Source organism: Kocuria sp. JC486, assembly GCF_011602805.1.
Lineage (GTDB): Bacteria > Actinomycetota > Actinomycetes > Actinomycetales > Micrococcaceae > Kocuria > Kocuria soli.
On sequence record NZ_JAAOZS010000001.1, the window covers coordinates 96,635 to 114,901 of the forward strand.

The 18,267-nt window shown below is 67.5% G+C and carries 17 protein-coding genes; 5 read left to right on the plus strand and 12 right to left on the minus strand.

All coding sequences use genetic code 11. From position 1 onward, the window contains the following. The first annotated feature begins 10 nt into the window (after positions 1-10). Positions 11-628: a DUF3043 domain-containing protein gene (locus GWK18_RS00420; protein ID WP_166832445.1), complete on the plus strand. Its 618-nt coding sequence runs from the start codon at positions 11-13 to the stop codon at positions 626-628. Between the two features lie 80 nt (positions 629-708). On the opposite strand, the gene GWK18_RS00425 is transcribed toward GWK18_RS00420, so the two are convergent. Next, on the minus strand, positions 709-1,788 hold the full coding sequence (locus GWK18_RS00425) for a quinone-dependent dihydroorotate dehydrogenase (protein ID WP_166832447.1): 1,080 nt from the start codon (positions 1,786-1,788) through the stop codon (positions 709-711). Between the two features lie 72 nt (positions 1,789-1,860). On the opposite strand from GWK18_RS00425, the gene GWK18_RS00430 reads away from it, so the two are divergent. Continuing rightward, entirely contained in the window at positions 1,861-2,847 is a 987-nt protein-coding gene (locus GWK18_RS00430) for an alpha/beta hydrolase (RefSeq protein WP_123824209.1), read from the plus strand. On the opposite strand, the gene GWK18_RS00435 is transcribed toward GWK18_RS00430, so the two are convergent. The 7 genes from GWK18_RS00435 to GWK18_RS00465 all read right to left on the minus strand — a co-directional run bounded on the left by GWK18_RS00435 (position 2,844) and on the right by GWK18_RS00465 (position 10,853). Continuing rightward, the gene (locus tag GWK18_RS00435; RefSeq protein WP_123824207.1) at positions 2,844-3,638 is read right to left on the minus strand and encodes an isoprenyl transferase; all 795 of its coding nucleotides are present in this window, start codon (positions 3,636-3,638) and stop codon (positions 2,844-2,846) included. The genes GWK18_RS00430 and GWK18_RS00435 overlap by 4 nt on opposite strands. Before the next feature lies 1 nt (position 3,639). Continuing rightward, on the minus strand, positions 3,640-4,395 hold the full coding sequence (gene recO / locus GWK18_RS00440) for a DNA repair protein RecO (RefSeq protein ID WP_123824204.1): 756 nt from the start codon (positions 4,393-4,395) through the stop codon (positions 3,640-3,642). 20 nt (positions 4,396-4,415) lie between these two features. After that, positions 4,416-6,158, minus strand: a complete 1,743-nt coding sequence (leuA, locus tag GWK18_RS00445; protein ID WP_166832449.1) for a 2-isopropylmalate synthase — start codon at positions 6,156-6,158, stop codon at positions 4,416-4,418. A 227-nt stretch (positions 6,159-6,385) separates the two neighbouring features. Next, positions 6,386-7,930: an LCP family protein gene (locus GWK18_RS00450; RefSeq protein ID WP_348535782.1), complete on the minus strand. Its 1,545-nt coding sequence runs from the start codon at positions 7,928-7,930 to the stop codon at positions 6,386-6,388. Between the two features lie 165 nt (positions 7,931-8,095). Further along, positions 8,096-9,112, minus strand: a complete 1,017-nt coding sequence (locus GWK18_RS00455; RefSeq protein ID WP_166832658.1) for a GTPase Era — start codon at positions 9,110-9,112, stop codon at positions 8,096-8,098. Positions 9,113-9,253: 141 nt separating this feature from the next. Then, positions 9,254-9,814: an rRNA maturation RNase YbeY gene (gene ybeY / locus GWK18_RS00460; RefSeq protein ID WP_123824200.1), complete on the minus strand. Its 561-nt coding sequence runs from the start codon at positions 9,812-9,814 to the stop codon at positions 9,254-9,256. A gap of 1 nt (position 9,815) precedes the next feature. Next, a complete protein-coding gene (locus GWK18_RS00465) occupies positions 9,816-10,853 on the minus strand; it encodes a PhoH family protein (RefSeq protein ID WP_123824312.1) in 1,038 nt (345 codons plus the stop codon). A gap of 451 nt (positions 10,854-11,304) precedes the next feature. Here GWK18_RS00465 and GWK18_RS00470 point away from each other — a divergent pair, with 451 nt between their 5' ends. Beyond that, positions 11,305-12,027, plus strand: a complete 723-nt coding sequence (locus GWK18_RS00470; RefSeq protein ID WP_166832451.1) for a GerMN domain-containing protein — start codon at positions 11,305-11,307, stop codon at positions 12,025-12,027. Between the two features lie 10 nt (positions 12,028-12,037). Here GWK18_RS00470 and GWK18_RS00475 read toward each other — a convergent pair whose 3' ends face one another. The 3 genes from GWK18_RS00475 to hrcA form a co-directional block, all read right to left on the minus strand. Beyond that, positions 12,038-12,877, minus strand: coding sequence for a 16S rRNA (uracil(1498)-N(3))-methyltransferase (locus tag GWK18_RS00475; protein WP_166832453.1), 840 nt, complete (start codon positions 12,875-12,877; stop codon positions 12,038-12,040). Next, positions 12,874-14,031, minus strand: a complete 1,158-nt coding sequence (dnaJ, locus tag GWK18_RS00480; RefSeq protein WP_123824194.1) for a molecular chaperone DnaJ — start codon at positions 14,029-14,031, stop codon at positions 12,874-12,876. The genes GWK18_RS00475 and dnaJ overlap by 4 nt, the downstream gene beginning before the upstream one ends. Before the next feature lie 139 nt (positions 14,032-14,170). Continuing rightward, positions 14,171-15,184: a heat-inducible transcriptional repressor HrcA gene (hrcA, locus tag GWK18_RS00485; RefSeq protein WP_166832455.1), complete on the minus strand. Its 1,014-nt coding sequence runs from the start codon at positions 15,182-15,184 to the stop codon at positions 14,171-14,173. A 219-nt stretch (positions 15,185-15,403) separates the two neighbouring features. Between hrcA and GWK18_RS00490 the strand changes: the two genes are divergently transcribed. Continuing rightward, positions 15,404-16,261: a DUF3097 domain-containing protein gene (locus GWK18_RS00490; protein WP_123824190.1), complete on the plus strand. Its 858-nt coding sequence runs from the start codon at positions 15,404-15,406 to the stop codon at positions 16,259-16,261. A gap of 158 nt (positions 16,262-16,419) precedes the next feature. Beyond that, entirely contained in the window at positions 16,420-16,956 is a 537-nt protein-coding gene (locus GWK18_RS00495) for a DUF4870 domain-containing protein (protein WP_233568627.1), read from the plus strand. Between the two features lie 11 nt (positions 16,957-16,967). Here the strand turns inward: GWK18_RS00495 and hemW are convergent, their stop codons facing one another. Next, positions 16,968-18,206, minus strand: coding sequence for a radical SAM family heme chaperone HemW (gene hemW / locus GWK18_RS00500; RefSeq protein WP_166832457.1), 1,239 nt, complete (start codon positions 18,204-18,206; stop codon positions 16,968-16,970). Positions 18,207-18,267: the final 61 nt, after the last annotated feature.

Here is an 18,267-nt window from a genome sequence, read left to right on the forward strand (position 1 = left end):
TCCTTGCCGGGTGTTCGGACGAAACAAGAAGACTGAAACTGAGACCCCCGTGGACGAAACCACCGTGCTGACGGAAGCCGGGACGGAGGAAAGCCAGACCACGGCCGGGCGATCCTCGACCCAGGGCAAGGGGCGTCCGACACCCACCCGCAGGCAGCAGCAGGCGGCGCGGAAGCAACCCCTGGTTCCCAAGGACCGGAAAGCCGCGAAAGCGGCCGATCGTCAGCAACGGCGCGATCAGCGCCTGCACGCGCAGCAACGAATGGCCGCCGGTGACCAGCGGTACCTCGCCCAGCGCGACCGCGGTGACCAGCGCGCGTTCGTCCGGGACTGGGTGGACTCCCGCTTCTGCATGGCCGAGCTCCTGATGCCGATGGCCATCGTGGCGCTCGTGTTCCTCTTGATTCCCAGCGGGGTCCAGGAAATCGTCTCCACGGCATTCTTCGTGCTCTTCGCCGTCGTGGTCCTGGACTGCATCCTGCTGGCCAACGGCGCCAAGCGAGCGGTGCGCAAGAAGTTCGGGACGGTCGAGTCGGGAACCGGTTGGTACGCCGTCACCCGCAGCATCAACTGGCGCTCGACGCGCCTGCCGCGCCCGCGCGTGCGGCGTGGCCAGCGCCCGTCCTGAGCGGGCGTTCTCCCTGCCGATTCGCTCCTAAGTCAGTTGGCTCCCCGGCCGTCGGCACTGCGCCGGCGGCCGTTTCAGTGTCAGACGCGGGAGAGGCGCCGCAGGCCCTTGACCACTCGAGCCGCCCAGAACGGCCCCTCGTACAGGAACGCGGTGTAGCCCTGCACCAGGTCGGCCCCCGCAGCAAGGGCTTCCCCGGCATCCTCCGCGGAGGTCACCCCACCGACCGCCACCAGCGCGAGCCTGTCCCCCACGTGGGCCTTCAACGTCCGGAGGACTTCGAGCGACCGGGCGCGCAGCGGCACCCCGGACAGCCCGCCCGCACCGTAGGACTCGACGACGGCGGGATCGGTCACAAGACCGAGTCCCTCACGAGCGATGGTGGTGTTCGTGGCCACGATCCCGTCCAGCCCGAGTTCCATGGCCAGGTCGGCGACGGCCAGGACGTCCGCATCCGCGAGATCCGGGGCGATCTTGACCAGGAGGGGCACGCGTCGGCCCGTGACGCGCGAGGATTCCTCACGAACTGCGGCCAGGATCGGACGCAACGACTCCACCGCCTGCAACTCCCGAAGACCCGGGGTGTTGGGCGAGGACACGTTGACCACCAGGTAATCCGCACAGGGGGCCAGTTCCCTGGTCGAGGAGCGGTAGTCCGCCACGGCGTCCTCTAGCGGGACCACCTTGGTCTTTCCAATGTTCACTCCGATGACGGGACGGGTCCTGCCCTTCCAGTCCCTGGCAAGGGCCGCGCGAGCGGACCGCACCCGGGGCGCCACGGCCGCGGCGCCGTCGTTGTTGAAGCCCATCCGGTTGATGACCGCCTTGTCCCGGACCAGCCGGAACAAACGAGGCCTGGGGTTGCCCGGTTGCGGCTGCCCGGTGACGGTACCGATCTCCACGTGCCCGAAGCCAAGGTCCGCCAGTGCCGGGATCCCCTTTGCACCCTTGTCGAACCCCGCGGCCAGGCCGAAGCGGGACGGGAAACGCAGTCCCATGACTTCAACGCTCTGGTCCCCGGCCGGACGCGTCAGGCGCCGGAGCACCGAGGACAGGCCGAGCCGACGGCACGTCTTGATACCCAGGAACCCCAGGTGATGGGCCCGCTCCGGGTCCATCCACGAGAAGCAGACTGTGAAGAACGTAGGGTAGACGCGCATGTGCCCATTCTCCCACGCCGGAGGCTCACACCCCGGGCACCGGCATTGGTTCGAAGGTGAGGTCCGTTCGGCATGATCTGGAACGACGACGTCCTGGGTCAGGACTTCTCCGCCACGACGGTGCCGGTGCCGGGCCGCGGGGCTCATCGCACGGCCACCGTCGTCCGGCACAATCCCAGCACCCGGGCGGAATCCCGCGGAACGGTGCTCTACGTGCACGGCTGGTCGGATTACTTTGCCAACCCGGAGCTTGCCGTGGCCGTCCAGCGTGCCGGATTCCGCTTCTACGCCGTGGACCTGCACGGGTACGGCCGCAATCTGACGGACGAGGTCCTGGCCGCGGGAGACGTGCCGGGCCTGGCCGAGGACTTCTCCGAGTACCAGCCGGATTTTGATGCCGCCAGGGAGGTCATCGCGCGCGACGGCGGGCGAATCGATCCTGATCATTTGGTGGTCGTCGCTCATTCGACGGGCGGGTTGACCATGTCCTTGTTGCTCATGGAGCAGCCCGGTCAGGTGGCGGGCCTGGCCCTGGCCACGCCGTGGATCGCCCCTCAGGGGTTTTCCGGCATCGACCGGATCATCCTGGCCCTGGCCCCTTTGCTCCCGAAGCGCCTGACGCTCATGGAGCTCAAGGTCCCGTTGAACTCGAACTATCACCGGGTGCTCTCCCGCGACCGGGAAGGAGCCTGGGAGGTGGATCCGCGCTGGCGTCCCCGGAAGTCCTTCCCCGTCACGGTCGGCTTCCTGCGTTCGACGGCGGCCGCCCGGGAACGGCTCCTGGAACTCCACGGTTCCGGACGGACCGTTCAGGCCCCGGTGCTGATCCAAACCGCGCGGCGCAGTCTGCTGGTTCCGTGGTGGGACAAGCGGATGCACGGCATGGACACCGTGCTTGACGTGGAGGCCATCCGTCGTCGGGCGGCCGTCCTGCACCCGGCACCCACCGTGATCGCCTACGACGACGCGATCCACGACGTCCACCGGTCCGCTCCGCTGGTGCGGCGCGCCGCGTTCGCGGACCTGCAGCGCTGGCTCGACGGTCTGGAGATCGACTAAGGCGTCTGCTGCTGGTCCCGCGGATTGTCCACGGCACCGCCGTATCGACGGTCGCGCCGTGCGTACTCTTCGACGGCGTCCCAGAGTGTGCGCCGATCGACGTCGGGCCACAGCACATCCTGGAACACGAGTTCGGCGTAGGCGGACTGCCACAACAGGAAGTTGGAGATGCGCTGTTCACCGGAGGAGCGCAGGAAGAGGTCGACGTCCGGCAGATCCGGTTCGTCCAGGTACGCCTGGACGGTGGATTCGTCGATCTTCTTGGGGTTGAGCTTGCCCGCGGCGGCATCCGCTGCCATCGCTGCGGCCGCGTCGGCGATCTCGGCGCGCCCGCCGTAGTTCACGCACATGGTCAGGGTGGTGACGTCGTGATCGCGCGTCTCGCGTTCCGCGATTTCGAGCCGGTTGATCACCGAGCGCCATAGGCGAGGGCGGCGCCCGGCCCACCTGATGCGCACTCCCCATTCGTGGAACGTGGACAGCTGGCGTTCCATCACCTCTGCGGTGAAGTTCATGATGAAGGCGACCTCCGAGGGAGAACGCTTCCAGTTCTCCGTCGAGAAGGCGTAGGCGGACACGTACGGGATCCCCAGGTCGATGGCCCCGGCCACCACGTCCACGAGCGCCAACTCCCCTGCCCGGTGTCCCTCGTTGCGCGTGAGGCCGCGCTCATTGGCCCACCGTCCGTTGCCGTCCATGACCACGGCAACGTGCCGAGGCAGGAACTTGGACGGAATGGCGGGTGCCAGCGCTCCCGACGGGTGCGGAGGCGGTGCGGAGAACCGGCCCATGTCAATTCCTCTCGACCAGGTGCAGGGAACGCACCGACTTCTCCAGATGGAACTGGACGTAGGAGGCCACGATACCGGCGGCGAACGAGGCAATCCGCGGTTCGGCCCCGTCCACGCGGGACCAGTCCCCCGTCAACAGCCCCACCAGGTAGTCCAAGGTCGGGACATCGGGTGCCAATGCTCCGGGGGGCCGGCAGTTCGGGCACACCACGCCACCCAGTTCCGCGCTGAACGCTCCGTGCGGCCCGGGCGCCCCGCACCGAGCACAGTCCGTGAACGACGGTGCCCATCCCGCCAGGGAGACGGCCCGCAGCAGATAGGAGTCCAGAATCGCGGCGGGGGCGTGCAGCCCGCGTGCGATCGAGGACAGGGCACCGACCACGAGCAGGTAGTGGCGATTACCTTCGTCATCGTCATCGGTGGTGATCCGCTCTGCTGCCTCAACCACGGCCGCCGCCGCCGTGAATTTGGCGTAGTCCGCGGCGATCGGCGAGGCCCAGCCTTTCCGTCCCACGGCCTGAGACACGATGTCGAGATTCCGGCCGTGGACGAGTTGCAGATCGGAGACGTTGAAAGGTTCGAGCCGTGACCCAAAGCGCGAATTCGTTCGCCGCACTCCCTTGGCCACGGCCCGCACCTGCCCGTGTTCACGCGTCAGCAGCACCACGATCCGGTCCGCCTCACCCAGCGGGTAGGTCCGAAGGACCACACCCGTGTCCCGGTAGGACCTGGATGCGAAGGACGTGGCGCGAGGCATGTGCTGGGCTCCGCCCGTCCTCAGTCCGCCTGGACGTCGCGCACGGCACGGTTGACCGCGGACACGATGGCCTTCAACGACGAGCGGGTGGTCGAGGCATCGATGCCGGCGCCCCACAGGACCCTGTCTCCCACGGCGAGCTCGACGTAGGAGGCCGCGTTCGCGTCGGCGGCAGCGGACAGGGTGTGTTCCGTGTAGTCCAGCAAGCGCAGGTCAACACCCTCTTGGGCGAAGATCTGGATCATCGCGTCGATCGGGCCGTTGCCCGTGCCGGAGCGTTGGACGGTCTGACCGTCGACGTCCAGTCCCACCTCGAGGCGGGTGTCACCGTCGTCGTCCGAGGACGTGGTGATGCTCGTGATCCGGTACCGGCCCCAACGGTTCCCGTGGCTGTCCGCGGGCAGGTACTCGTCCTGGAAGATGCTCCACAAATCGGCGCCCGAGATTTCGGTACCCGAAGTCTCCGTGTGCTTCTGGACCACCCCGGAGAACTCGATCTGTGCCCGGCGCGGCAGTTCCAGGCCGTGATCGGCCTTGAGCAGGTAGGCCACACCGCCCTTACCGGACTGGGAGTTCACGCGGATCACGGCCTCGTAGCTGCGGCCGATGTCCTTGGGGTCGATGGGCAGGTACGGAACCGCCCAGACCAGGTCCTCGGTGGACTTGCCCTGAGCCTCGGCGTCGGCGGCCATTGCCTCGAAGCCCTTCTTGATCGCGTCCTGGTGCGAGCCGGAGAAGGCCGTGAAGACCAGGTCACCGCCGTAGGGAGAACGTTCGGGGACTGGCAGCTGGTTGCAGTGTTCGACCGTGCGGCGGATCTCGTCGATGTCGGAGAAGTCGATCTCCGGGTCCACGCCCTGGGTCAGCATGTTCAGGCCCAGCGTCACCAGATCGACGTTGCCGGTCCGCTCGCCGTTGCCGAACAGGCAGCCCTCGATCCGGTCCGCACCGGCCAGGTAGCCCAGTTCAGCGGCTGCGACGCCCGTGCCGCGATCGTTGTGCGGGTGCAGGGACAGCACGGTGGCGTCCCGGTTGTAGAGGTTGCGGGTCATCCACTCGATGGAGTCCGCGTAGACATTCGGGGTGGCCATCTCGACCGTGGCGGGCAGGTTCAGGATCATCTCCCGATCACCGCCGATCTCGAAGGTCTCCGCGACCTCATTGGCGATCCGTGCCGCGAACTCAACTTCGGTCCCGGTGAAGGACTCGGGCGAGTACTCGTACGTGACCGTGGTGTCCATGAGCTGTTCCTCGTACTTCATGCACAGCCGGGCACCGGTCAGCGCGATGTCCACGATGCCGTCCTGGTCTTCACGGAAAACCACTTTCCGCTGCAGCACGGATGTGGAGTTGTAGAGGTGGACAATCGCCTGCGGCGCGCCGTCGATCGCGTCGAAGGTGCGCTCGATCAGGTGCTCACGGGATTGCGTGAGGACCTGGATCGACACGTCCTCGGGAATGCGGTCTTCCTCGATCAACCGACGCACGAAGTCGAAATCGGTCTGAGAGGCCGAGGGGAACCCGACCTCGATCTCCTTGTAGCCCATACCCACCAACAACTCGAACATCCGCAGCTTGCGGTTCGAGTCCATGGGGTCGATCAGTGCCTGGTTGCCATCGCGCAGGTCGACGGCGCACCAGCGGGGTGCCTTGGTGATGAACTTGTCCGGCCAGGTACGGTCCGTGAGCACGAACGGCAACTGCTCGTTGTACGGACGGTACTTGTGAGTCGGCATGCCGGAGGGCTTCTGACGGTTTTCCATGGTGTGAGACCTGCTTCTTTCCTGTCCCAAGTGGCGTCACGACGATCCGATGGCTTCCCCGGAAACGGGCTGAGGATCGGGCGCGACGGGCCGGGCATCACGAACTCCGCAACGGGGAGTCCGGCCCGAAAAAGGGGTTCAGGACCCGTTGCGGCAACTAAGCAGAAGCAAGGTGCCCGTGCGCATAGGGAAAAACTACCACCGCGGGCGGTGGGATGGCGCACAACTCACTGCTGGCACGTGAACTGTTCGGCGGTCTGCCCGGAGAGGCCTTCCGGCACGGCGCTGTCCAGATCCATCCGGTCGCCCGAAGTGAAGTCCTGGCCGATCTCGAGCTTGACCACGGTCTCCGCATCGGTGGATTCAATGACCTGCCCCTGAGGGATGCCGAGCTCCTCGGCCACCTGCTCGGCAGCGGACTGCCACCCGGGGCCGTACACGACCTGCGTCCCGGGCAGCGAGTCGATGGAATCCCCCTCGGTCGCCTGGGTGTAACCGGCATCCTGGAGCACCTTGACCAGGTCCTCGGCGCGCCCGTCGGTGTCGGAGGCGTCGACGACCTCGACCGGGATGTCGGCTGCGTTGAACAGCAGAACCGATTCCTCGTCCGTCGGATCGGCGCTCGGGGTTTCGCTGTTCTCGGCGGTCGAGGGCGAGGCCGAGTCCGGGGTTGCCGATTCCTCGGAGCCGTCCGTGGCGGAGGCGTCGTCCTGCGCCAGTGAACGGTCGTCCCGGAGCGTCTGGAACAGGTCTTCCGCACGGGTCTCGTCGAGTTCCAGACGGTTCGGGTCCGGCTCGTAGACCTGCGTCGGGGCCGTCACGAACACGACGTGCGACAGATCGACGTTGGCCATCATGCCCCCGATACTGACGATGCGGGTGACGTTGCCCAGCTCTTCGTCGACGTGCAGGTTGCTGGTCATGACGTCGGCGATCTCGTAGAGCTTGCCGGGGTTGGTGAGCGTTCCCTCTTCCTTGACCTTGCGGGCCAGGGACGCCATGAACTGTTGCTGGGAGCGGATACGGGACTCGTCGCCGCCGTCGCCGAACGCGGCGCGTGATCGCAGGAACGCCAGGGCGTTCTTGCCTTCGACCGTGGACACACCGGCGGGCAGTTCGAGTCCGGACTTGGGATCGTCCACGGGCTGGTTGACGCAGACCTCGACGCCGCCGACGGCCTCGGACAGCTCGGTCACGGCGTTGAAGTCGGCGAGCATGAAGTGATCGATACTCAATCCGGTGAAGTCGTTGATGGTGGCCACGGTGCACCCAGGCCCGCCGTTCTCCGCGGCGGTGTTGAGCATGGCGTTTTCCATCGGCTCGTAGACCTTGCCGGATTCCGGGTCCGTGCATTCCGGGATGTCGACCACGAGATCCCGCGGGAAGGACACGACGGAGACGTTCTCCCGGTCCTCGGAAATGTGCAACAGCATCATGACGTCGGTGCGCCCGTCGCCGTTGCCGTACTCGACCTCACCGTACTGGTCGTTGCCCTCCCCGACGCGGGTGTCGGAGCCCATGATCAGGATGTCCGTGGGGCCGTCGTCACCGGCCTCCCCGTTACCGAGGTTCAAAGGACTGGTGGTCAGGTTCTGCTGAAGCCGATAAATGCTCAGACCACCGACGGCCAGGACGACGACCAGCCCGATTGCCAGGCTGATCAGACCCCACTTGAGGCCTTTGCTCATCCCTGACTTCGCGCTCCAGTGGCGACCGGCCTGGCGGGTGTCGGCCCACGAGGTGCGCTCGCTGTCGGGAGTGCGGGTGTTCACGGATGGGGCTCCAAGATGTCGGGGTGGCGCGCTGGCTCGACGTCGGCGTTCGGTCAGGCGGGCACGTCGTCGGTCACGCAACCTCCCGGATGGTACACCGTCACTCTCAACTAGGGCATCCGGGGCAGGGCGGCCGTGCGGCGACTGCGCGGGGACGGCCAGAAGTCAGAAGCCCAGGCGCGAGAGCTGGCGAGGATCGCGTTGCCATTCCTTGGCGACCTTGACGTGCAGGTCCAGGTACACCTTGGTGCCCAGGAGCTTTTCGATCGACCGCCGGGCCGTCGCACCGATCTCACGCAGTCGGGCGCCACCCTTTCCGATGACGATGGCCTTCTGTGACGGGCGTTCAACGTAGAGGGAGACGTGGACGTCGACCATCGGATCGTCCTCCGGGCGGTCCTCACGAGGGATCATGTCCTCGCAGACCGCTGCCAGGGAATGCGGGAGCTCGTCGCGCACACCTTCCAACGCCGCTTCCCGGACGAGTTCGGCGATCATGGTCAATTCCGGCTCGTCCGTGAGCTCACCGTCCGGGTACAGGGGCGGCGAGGGCGACATGTGAGAAATGAGCACCTGGGCCAGCGACTCGACCTGGAACCCGTTGACCGCGCTGACCGGAATGACGTCGGCGAAGCCCAGGTCGGGGGGAGTAGGCCGGGGGTCATAGGCCTTGCCCTTCTTCCGGGCCCGGATTCCCCTGCGGCGCTCCGTCTCCTCGAACTCCGCGGTGAGCACCTCGCGTCCCAGCTGTTCGACGGCGATCAGCTGCTCGGCCAGGGTTTGGCGGCCCACCGTGTCCGACTTGGTGACGATGGCCACGATCGGGCGCCCACCGGACTGGGCGAGCTGAGCCGCAATGAATCGGTCCCCGGGGCCGATCTTCTCGTCGGCGGGAATGGACAGACCCAGGACGTCGACCTCGCTGAGGGTCTCCGCCACAAGATCATTGAGGCGCTCCCCCAACAGGGTCCGGGGGCGGTGGACGCCCGGTGTGTCCACGAGCACCAGCTGGCCGTCCGGCCGGTGCACGATCCCGCGGATGGTGTGGCGGGTGGTCTGGGGACGGTTGGAGGTGATGGCCACCTTCTCCCCCACCAACGCATTGGTCAGGGTGGACTTGCCCGCGTTGGGGCGGCCCACGAACACGGCGAACCCCGCACGGAAGTCCCCCGACGGCGTCATGAACCGGTCGTCGGAACCCTCGGGCCGGCCGTTGTCTCCACTCGAGATCTCATCGCCCACGCCGGGCTCCTTTCCTGCGGCTCGCGCCGTGGTTGTCCGCGGACGGTGCCGCGAGTCCTTCGCGCGCCTGTTCAGTGGCCGTCACTGCATGGTCTCCACGGGGGCGGACCGGCCGAGGAAACCGGTCAACAAATGGCGTTGCAGCGCGAACATGGTCGCGCGCTCCTCCGGTTCCGCGTGGTCGTGCCCGAGCAGGTGCAGGATGCCGTGCACCGTCAGGAGGAAGAATTCGTCCTCCGTGGAATGCCCGGCAGCGGCGGCCTGGCGCGCCGCGACGGGCGGGCACAGGACGATGTCCCCGAGGGTTCCGTGCGTCGGGGAGTCCTCCGTACCGGCCTCGAGCTCGTCCATGGGGAAGGACATCACGTCCGTGGGCCCCGGGAGGCCCATCCATTCGACGTGCAACCGCGCCATCTCCTCCTCGTCCACGACGGCGATCGACAACTCGACGTCAGAGGCCAGGCGGAGCTGACGGAAACAGTGGCTGACCAAGGCCCGTTGACGGGCCGGATCGTAGGCCGCCCAGGCGTCGCGGTGTTCGCTCTGGTCGGCCGGGAGCTGGTCGGCATCGTGTTGTACGTCGATGTCGACGTTGGCCGGCGCGTCACCGCGGGCCGCGTCGTCGAGAAGGGGTCCGCTCATCTCAGTGCTCCTCGGCCGTTTCGGTCACGGACGTGGTGGCAGCGCCCGCCTGGCCCCCGGCTCGGTCCTGTTTGCGCTGGCGCCGCTCCTGGCGCACCCGGTTCGTGGCGTCGAAGTGACCGTAGGCGTCGACGATCTTCCCGACCAGTTCGTGCCGGACGACGTCGTCGCTGCTGAGGGTGGGGAAGGCGATGTCATCGACCCCGCGGAGGATGTGCTCGACCTGCCGCAGCCCGGAGGACGTGCCGCCGGGAAGGTCGATCTGCGTGACGTCTCCGGTGACCACGATCTTGGAGCCGAAGCCCAGACGGGTCAGGAACATCTTCATCTGTTCCGGTGTGGTGTTCTGCGCTTCGTCAAGGATGATGAAGGCGTCGTTGAGGGTCCGACCACGCATGTACGCCAACGGGGCGACTTCGATCGTGCCCGCTTCCATGAGTTTGGGGATCGTCTCCGGATCCAGCATGTCGTGCAGTGCGTCGTAGAGCGGCCGCAAGTACGGGTCAATCTTGTCGGTCAGAGTGCCGGGCAAGAACCCCAGCCGCTCCCCGGCCTCCACGGCGGGCCGGGTCAGGATGATCCGGGACACCTCCTTGGTCTGGAGGGCCTGCACCGCCTTGGCCATCGCCAGGTAGGTCTTGCCGGTACCTGCGGGACCGATGCCGAACACGATGGTGTGTGCGTCGATGGCATCCGTGTAGAGCTTCTGGTTGAGCGTCTTCGGGCGGATGGTGCGCCCGCGGGAGGACAGGATGTCCTGGTTCAATGCCGCGGACGGGCGGGCGGCAGCGTCACGGGACAGAATCCCCAGGAGCTGGGCGACCACCTGCGGGGTCACCAGCGTTCCCTTGCGCGCCAGTGCCTGCAGCTCCTCGAGCAGGGCCACGACCACGAAGACGTCCTGGGATCTGCCCTCGACCACGACCTGGAGGTCCTTCGCGAACAGCTTGGTACCGGGTCTCGCCAGCTCGATCTGGGTGAGGGTGCTGTCCGCCTGACCCAGGCAACGGACCATGGTCTCCCGGTCCGCGAACGTCATGACCCTGCGCTCGCGCTCTGTACCACCGTCTGCGGGCTCCGCGGTCGAACGGCGGTTCGCGCGGGTGGCGTGGGGTGTGATGTCGGGATCGTGCATGGTGTCGGCCGACGGGCCAGTACTCGCTTTCCTGGAGAAGTGACGCCGTCCTTCACGTGTGCGGTCTTCCGTGACCCGAGTGGCGGCGGGCGTCGCTGCGGACACCACCATCAGCGTACAGCCGCGGCCGAAGATTCCGATTTGGTATCGGTACCGGCAAAGGATGGTCCAGGGCGTGCGTCCTTCGGCGGGGTGTGGTTGCCTGGTCGGCGTTGTCCGGGCGATGGCAAGATGCTGCGCTCGGACAACAGGCTGTGCGCCGCGGGATCGCGCGGAACCCACCACCGATGCGCAGTGCCCAGCCAGGACCCGTAGGACGTGAGGACAGCAGAGCGTGGCTGGGAAAGGAGTGAGCGTGGCACCGGTGTTCGACGACGGCAACCCCACCCACCCGAACTCCTCTGCCGGCGTGCCCGGTCCGCAGCGTCGACGCGCCCGCACCATCGTCTCCGCTGCCGCAGCCGTCACCATGACCTTGGTGTCGTGCACCTCGCCGACGTTCCTGGACGGCGCGGGCGAGTCGACAACGGTTGTCCTCGACGCATCCGGTGCCTCCGGTGGTTCAGACGACACTTCCCGTACGGTCACGGTCCCGGTCTACTGGACCGGTTCGGGTGATTCGACGCAGCAGCTGTTCCGCGAGTCCCTGACCGTTCAGGGCTCCGGAACGGCCGACCCGATCGGCACGGCGGTGCAGGCCATGACGCAGGCAACGCCCGACGAGGCGGAGCAGCGCACCCTGTGGCGGCCCGTTTCCGGGATCGGGACCTCCTACACCGAGGACACCATCACCGTGGACCTGCCTGCCGCGGCGGTGTCCCGTCACCTGGAGCGGCTACAGGCGCGGCTTGCGATCCAGCAGCTCACCAACACGGCTGTGGCTGCTGCCATCGACGCCGGGCTGGCCGATCCCCAGTCGCCCCCGGCTGTTCGGATCCTGGTCGACGGTGCCGGCGACGCAACGGCCTTCGGTTCGTACCGGGTGCCGGATCAGGTGTCGTACGTCGAGGATTCCGCGGACAACGACGTGAAGACGACCTCCACGGGGATTCAGGCAATGGGTCCCACGCAGGGTTGACGTCAGCGGTTCAGGACCACCGGCCCGTGGCCTGGTTGAGCATGACGACCGCAGCCGCACCCGCCGTCGAGGACCTGAGCACTTCCGGCCCCAACAGCACGGGTTGAGCCCCGGCTCTGACGAAACGGTCGAGTTCCACTTCGGAGATTCCACCTTCGGGCCCGACCACGACGGCGAACACGTGCGGATCTGTGCGATGGGGATCGACCACAGCGGCGTTCTCGGCAAGTGCCTGCGCCAATGTCTGCTCAGCGGCTTCGTGCAGGATCCACCAGCGGGTCTGCCCCTCGTCGCGGATCCTGGCTTCCAGAGCGGCACTGTTCACGGGATCCTGAACGATGGGCCACCGGCTCCGCCGGGACTGTTTGGCAGCTGCCACCACGGTCGACCGCCACTTGTCGAGCTGCTTGTGCATCCGGTCCGGGCGGAAGCGGGCCACGGAGCGATCCGCCTGCCACGGAATCACCGCGTCCACGCCGAGTTCCGTGCAGGTTTCCACGGCCTGCAGGTCCCGGTCGCCCTTGGCCAGCGCCTGGACCAGCACCAGGGAAGGCCGACGCGCCGGTTGGGCTTCGACGGCGGTCACGGTGAGCCGGACCCAGTCCCCTCCGGAGGACCCGCCAGAGGGTGCACCGGGACCGCCTGCCGTGTCCCGTCCGGGTTCCTTGTTCGTGGCCGTCACCGTCCCGGTGACGCGCGTCCCCTGTCCGTCGACGACGTCCAAGGCCTCGTCGACGGACAACCGGCGCACGGTCACCGCGTGCCGGGCCTCCGGGCCCGTCAACGTGTAGGTGTCACCCTCACGTAGCTCGTCGATCGGGTCCTCGGCGCGGAATACGGGGAGGCTCACGAGTCGGCGAACCGGTCACGAAGACGGGAGAAGAACCCGGAGGCCCCACGTTCTCCGGCGGTGCTGATCGCCGTGCCGGTGTGGCGCTGTTCGCCGCGGAGTTCGGCCAGTTCCTCGAGCAGTTGGCGTTGCCGGTCGTCGAGGTCCGTCGGTGTGGAGACCTCCAGGTGCACCACCAGATTCCCGCGCGCTCCGTCGCGGCTGTTCAACCGACCGGCGCCCAGGCCCGACATCTTGATGGTCTGCCCGGACTGGGTCCCGGGATCGACGCCGATGTCCTGGGGACCGTCGAAGGTGTCCACCTTGAGCGTGGTGCCCAGGCTGGCGGCGACCATGGGAACCCGCACGACCATGTGCAGGTCGTCCCCGTCGCGACGGAAGGTGGGATCGTTCTGCACCCGGGTTTCCACATAGAGGTCACCGTTGGGGCCGCCGGCGGTCCCCGCCTCCCCCTGGCCCGTCAGGCGAATGCGAGTGCCGGTGCGCACACCCGCGGGGATCTTGACGTTGAGCTGACGCTTGTCCCGCACACGGCCCTGGCCGTAGCACTCCTGGCAGGGGTGCTCGATGACGGTGCCGAACCCGTCACAAGCGTGGCAGGGTGCTACGGTCATGACGGTGCCCAGGGGCGAGCGGATGGGCTGACGCACCTGTCCGGCACCGCCGCAGATCCCGCATTGGGTCGGTTCCGTCCCTGGCTGGCAGCAGGAGCCGCTGCACTCGGGGCACACGACGGCGGTGTCAACCGTGATGCGCTTGTCGGTGCCGAACACGGCTTCCTGAAGGGAAACGGCCTCGGTGATCAGGGCGTCCTGCCCCTGACGGGTACGAGACTTCGGGCCCTGTTGGCCGCCGGCGCCCTGGAAGAAGGCGTCGAAGATGTCGCCGAATCCACCGAAGCCGGCACCACCGAAACCACCTGCGCCGCCGAAGCCACTCTGACCGTTCTCGTCGCCCGTGGCGTCGTAGATCCGCCGCTTCTCCGGGTCCGAGAGGACGTCGTTGGCGTGCGCCACCCGTTTGAACTCTTCGGCTGCTTCCGGGGAAGGGTTGACGTCCGGGTGCAGCTTTCGCGCCTTCTTGCGGTACGCACGCTTGATCTCCTCTGCGCTGGCATCGCGGGAGACCCCAAGGGTCTGGTAGTGATCGCTCAACGATTAGTCCGTTCCGTCGTCGTTGTCTGAAGTTTCTGAAGTGTCTGAAGTGGTGTCTGGGCCCGGCCGTAAGTGCTCGGTCCACCGTCCGCGAGCGCGCGAACAGCGACGGACCGGACGGGCCCGGTCGGCGAAGGGCTCAGTTCTGCAGCACCCTCGAGAGATAGCGGGCCACCGCGCGGACCGCCGCCATGGTGGACGGGTAATCCATGCGCGTGGGTCCCAGAACGCCCAGCTTGGCGCCGTCGTGCGGTCCGTACCCGGTGGCCACGACGGCCGTCTCGACCAGCGGGTCGGAGGCATCCTCGGCGCCGATGCGGACGGCGATTCCACGTTCGTCCTGCTCCATCTCGGACAGGAGTCGTAGCAGCGCCACCTGTTCCTCGAGTGCTTCGAGCACGGGGCCGATTGTACGAGCAAAGTCACCCGTGGACTGGGCAAGGTTGGCTGTTCCGGCCATCACCATGCGTTGCTCGGCACTCGTGGCGCCCAGCGCCTGCAGAGCCTCTGCCACGGCCGCCAACACGACGCGTTCCGGCTGTGGAACCTTGAGAACGGTCGCCGTCACAGCCGCGACGGCCTCGGAGACCGCCCGGCCGGTGGTGAGGGCCAGGACGCGGGCACGGGCGTCGAGCACGTCGGACTCGGACACGGCCACCGGCAGCCTGGTCACCCGCTGGGACACGCGCCCGTCCGTGGGGATGAGGACGACCAACACCTGGTGTTCGTCCATTCGCACGAGTTCCACGTGGCGCACCGTGGTCACTGTGACCGTCGGGTACTGCACGACCGCCACCTGGTGAGTCAGTTGGGACAGGAGCCGCACCGTGCGCTCCATGACGTCGTCGATGTCCTCCGCACCTTCCAGCAGCGTGCGGATGGCCCGCCGTTCGGGTGCCGAGAGAGGTTTGAGCGAGGTGATCCGGTCGACGAAAGCGCGGTAGCCCTTTTCCGTCGGGATACGACCGGCACTCGTGTGCGGGGCCATGATGAGTCCCTCGTCCTCCAGGACGCCCATGTCGTTGCGAACCGTCGCCGAGGAGACGCCCAGTCGGTGGCGTTCGACCAGCGCCTGCGAACCGACCGGCTCCCGGGAATGGACGTAGTCCTCCACGATGGCCTGAAGCACCTGCAGACGTCGGGGGTGGTCCATCACGAGTCCTCCTTCTGCAAGCGATCGGTCTCAGCGGCCAGACACCGTACCCGGTTGGCACTCTGCCCCACACAGTGCCAATGAGTCTAGCGGTCCGGGTCGATCCGCGACGTGGGCCCGGCCCCTTGGTACGCTCGCGGCTGATTCCGGCCGTGAACGCCCGTTCCACCCGCCGAATCCACGTCCCGCGCTTGTCCCAGTGATGCCAGGAGGCAACCCTTGTCCGGTCCGTCTTGGGGTCCGCAGAGCCTGGAATCGCTCTCCGCCCAGCGCCGTCCCCCGCAGGCACAGCCCCTGCCCGTCGCTCGAGGATTGGTCCTGGAAGAGGTGTCCACCGGGTGGGTCGGTGCGGTCGTGTCCTTGGAGACCATCGGCGGAATGCGCGTGCTCGGTCTGGAGGACCGCCGCGGCAAGGTTCGGGCCTTCCCCCTCGGGCCCGGTTTCCTGTACGAGGGACAGCCGGTCATTGCCGCAGAACCACGACGGCGTGAGCAGAAGTCTGCACCTCGCCGGACCCGCTCCGGCTCCGTCGAGGTCGAAGGCTTCCGTGCCCGCACGGCCAAGGCCTCCAGGATCTGGGTCGAGGGCAAGCACGACGCCGAACTGGTGGCCAAGGTCTGGGGACACGACCTGGCCGTCGAGGGCATCGTCGTCGAACCCTTGCACGGCGTGGACGACCTGGCCGCCGCGGTAGCCGACTTTCAACCGGGGCCGACGCGTCGCCTGGGGATCCTGGTGGACCACCTGGTGCAGGGCTCCAAGGAGTCGCGGATCGCGGAACAAACCATGCGGGTCCCGTCGGCACCGGGCAACGTCCTGATCCTGGGGCACCCGTACATCGACATCTGGCAGGCCGTGAAACCCTCCGTGCTGGGCATCCCCGCCTGGCCGCACGTGCCCCGCGGGACGGACTGGAAGACGGGGATCTGCAAGGGCCTCGGGTGGCCGCATGCCAACGCCGAGGACACGGGCAAGGCGTGGAGTCGGATCCTGGCCAAGGTTGACACCTACGCCGACCTCGAACCCGCCCTGCTGGGTCGGGTGGAGGAACTGATCGACTTCGTCACCGTCGCCTGACAAGGAACCGCCGAGCGGGCGGGTAAACTCTGGGCTGACCGATTTGCCGCGACACCAGCGGCCGCCGGCTCCCAGGAACCGGCCCGCTGCGCCGACATCCAGCTGGCAGCACCGACCGTTCGACCGTGATCTGCACGGTCTCGATCTTGAAGGTAGACGTGCCCGTTTCGACCAACAGCAGCCGTGGAACCGACGAGCAGCAGAAGACACCGTTCGAAGGAGTCTCCGCTCGACCCCATCCGGTCAGCGTCACGGACGACCAGCAGCTGGCCACCTTGGCACACATGCTCGGGTTCGCCGGCTGTCTCCCGAGCATCCTGATCCACCGGTGGTCCCGCGGACGCGCGCGTTTCACCCAACAGGAGTCGCTTGAGGCGGCCAATTTCACCTTCGGCCCCACGCTGATCGTCATCGCCTGTGCGCTGCTGGCCTTCGTCCCTTACGTGGGATGGGCCTTCGCCTTGATTGGCGCGGCGACATGGCTGGCCCTGGCCGTGTTCTCCGTAATCGCTGCCGTGACGGTCAACAAGGGCAGGCCCTACGTGTACCGCTTCAACTGGTACCTCTACGACCTGGTGACCCGCCATCGGGCCGAGCGCCGCAAGGCCCGCCAGGAATCCGGTCCGATCGACGCCACCGGCGAGATCACGGCCGTGCGCCCCGGCCAGCGCACGCAGGACACGAACGAGCGGTGAAGCGGTAGCGGTCACACGAGTCGACGGACCACCGCGTCGCCCAACAGGCGACCGCGCAGCGTGAGCACCACACGGCCTCCGACCGCAGCGCGGCCGTCCACCAGACCCTCCGCCACGAGACCCGCGACCTCCGACCGTCGCTCAGCGGGCAGCGCGTCCACCGGCAATCCATCGGCCGTGCGCGTCTCCAACATGATCCGTTCGAACAGCCTGGTCTCCTCGTCCAGGGCCTCTCGCCCCACGGCCGGTGAACGACCGGCCCGCACTGCATTCGTGTAGGGAACCGGATGCTTTCGGTTCCACCACCGGACTCCCCCGACGTGGCTGTGGGCCCCGGGGCCCACGCCCCACCAGTCCTGGTTGTGCCAGTAGGCGAGATTGTGGGCCGACCGGTTCTCCACGGCGCTTCGCCCGTGCGCCTCGCGGGACCAGTTGGAGATCTCGTACCACTCAAAACCGGCCTCGGCCAGCACGGATTCCGCGAGTTCGTACTTGTCGGCCTGGTCGTCCGGGTCGATCCCCGGGAGCTCTCCGCGGCGCATCTGCGCGGCCATGCGGGTCCCGTCCTCCACGATCAGCGAATAGGCGCTGACGTGGTCCGGTTCGTAGGAAAGTGCTTCCCGGACCGACCGGTCCCAGTCCGCCAGGGACTCCCCGGGCGTGCCGTAGATCAGATCCACACTCACTGACAGTCCGGCCTCCTTGGCCCACTCGACCACCCGGCCCACGTTGCGGGGATCGTGCGTGCGGTCCAGTGCAGCCAGGACGTGTGGCACGACCGACTGCATCCCGAAGGACACGCGGGTGAGTCCGCCGTCCGCCAGGACACGGAGGTCCTGCGCCGTGACGGAATCAGGATTGGCTTCCGTGGTGACCTCGGCTCCCGGGGCCAACCCGAACTGGTCGCGGGCCGTGCCCAGGATGCTCACCAAGTCCTCTGCGGGCAGCCGAGTGGGGGTTCCGCCCCCGAAAAAGACCGTGTGCAACGGCCGATGGGGCAGCCCCGAGTCCACCAGAACGGAACGCGCGAAGCGCAGCTCGGTTTCGGCATCGGCGGCGTAGGCCTCCTGGGACACTCCCGGGCCGAGCTCCTGGGCCGTGTAGGTGTTGAAGTCGCAGTACCCGCACCGAACGGAGCAGAACGGCACGTGGACGTACAGGCTCAGGCGCCGGTCCTGTGCCCCCGGGAGCACGCTGGGCGGCAACAGGCCGTCGGCGGGGGCGGCGTCACCTTCGGGTTGGGCGGGCACTACGGGCACTCCTCTGCATGGGGTGGTCGGGTGGGGTGGTCGGGTGGGGTGGTCGGGCGGG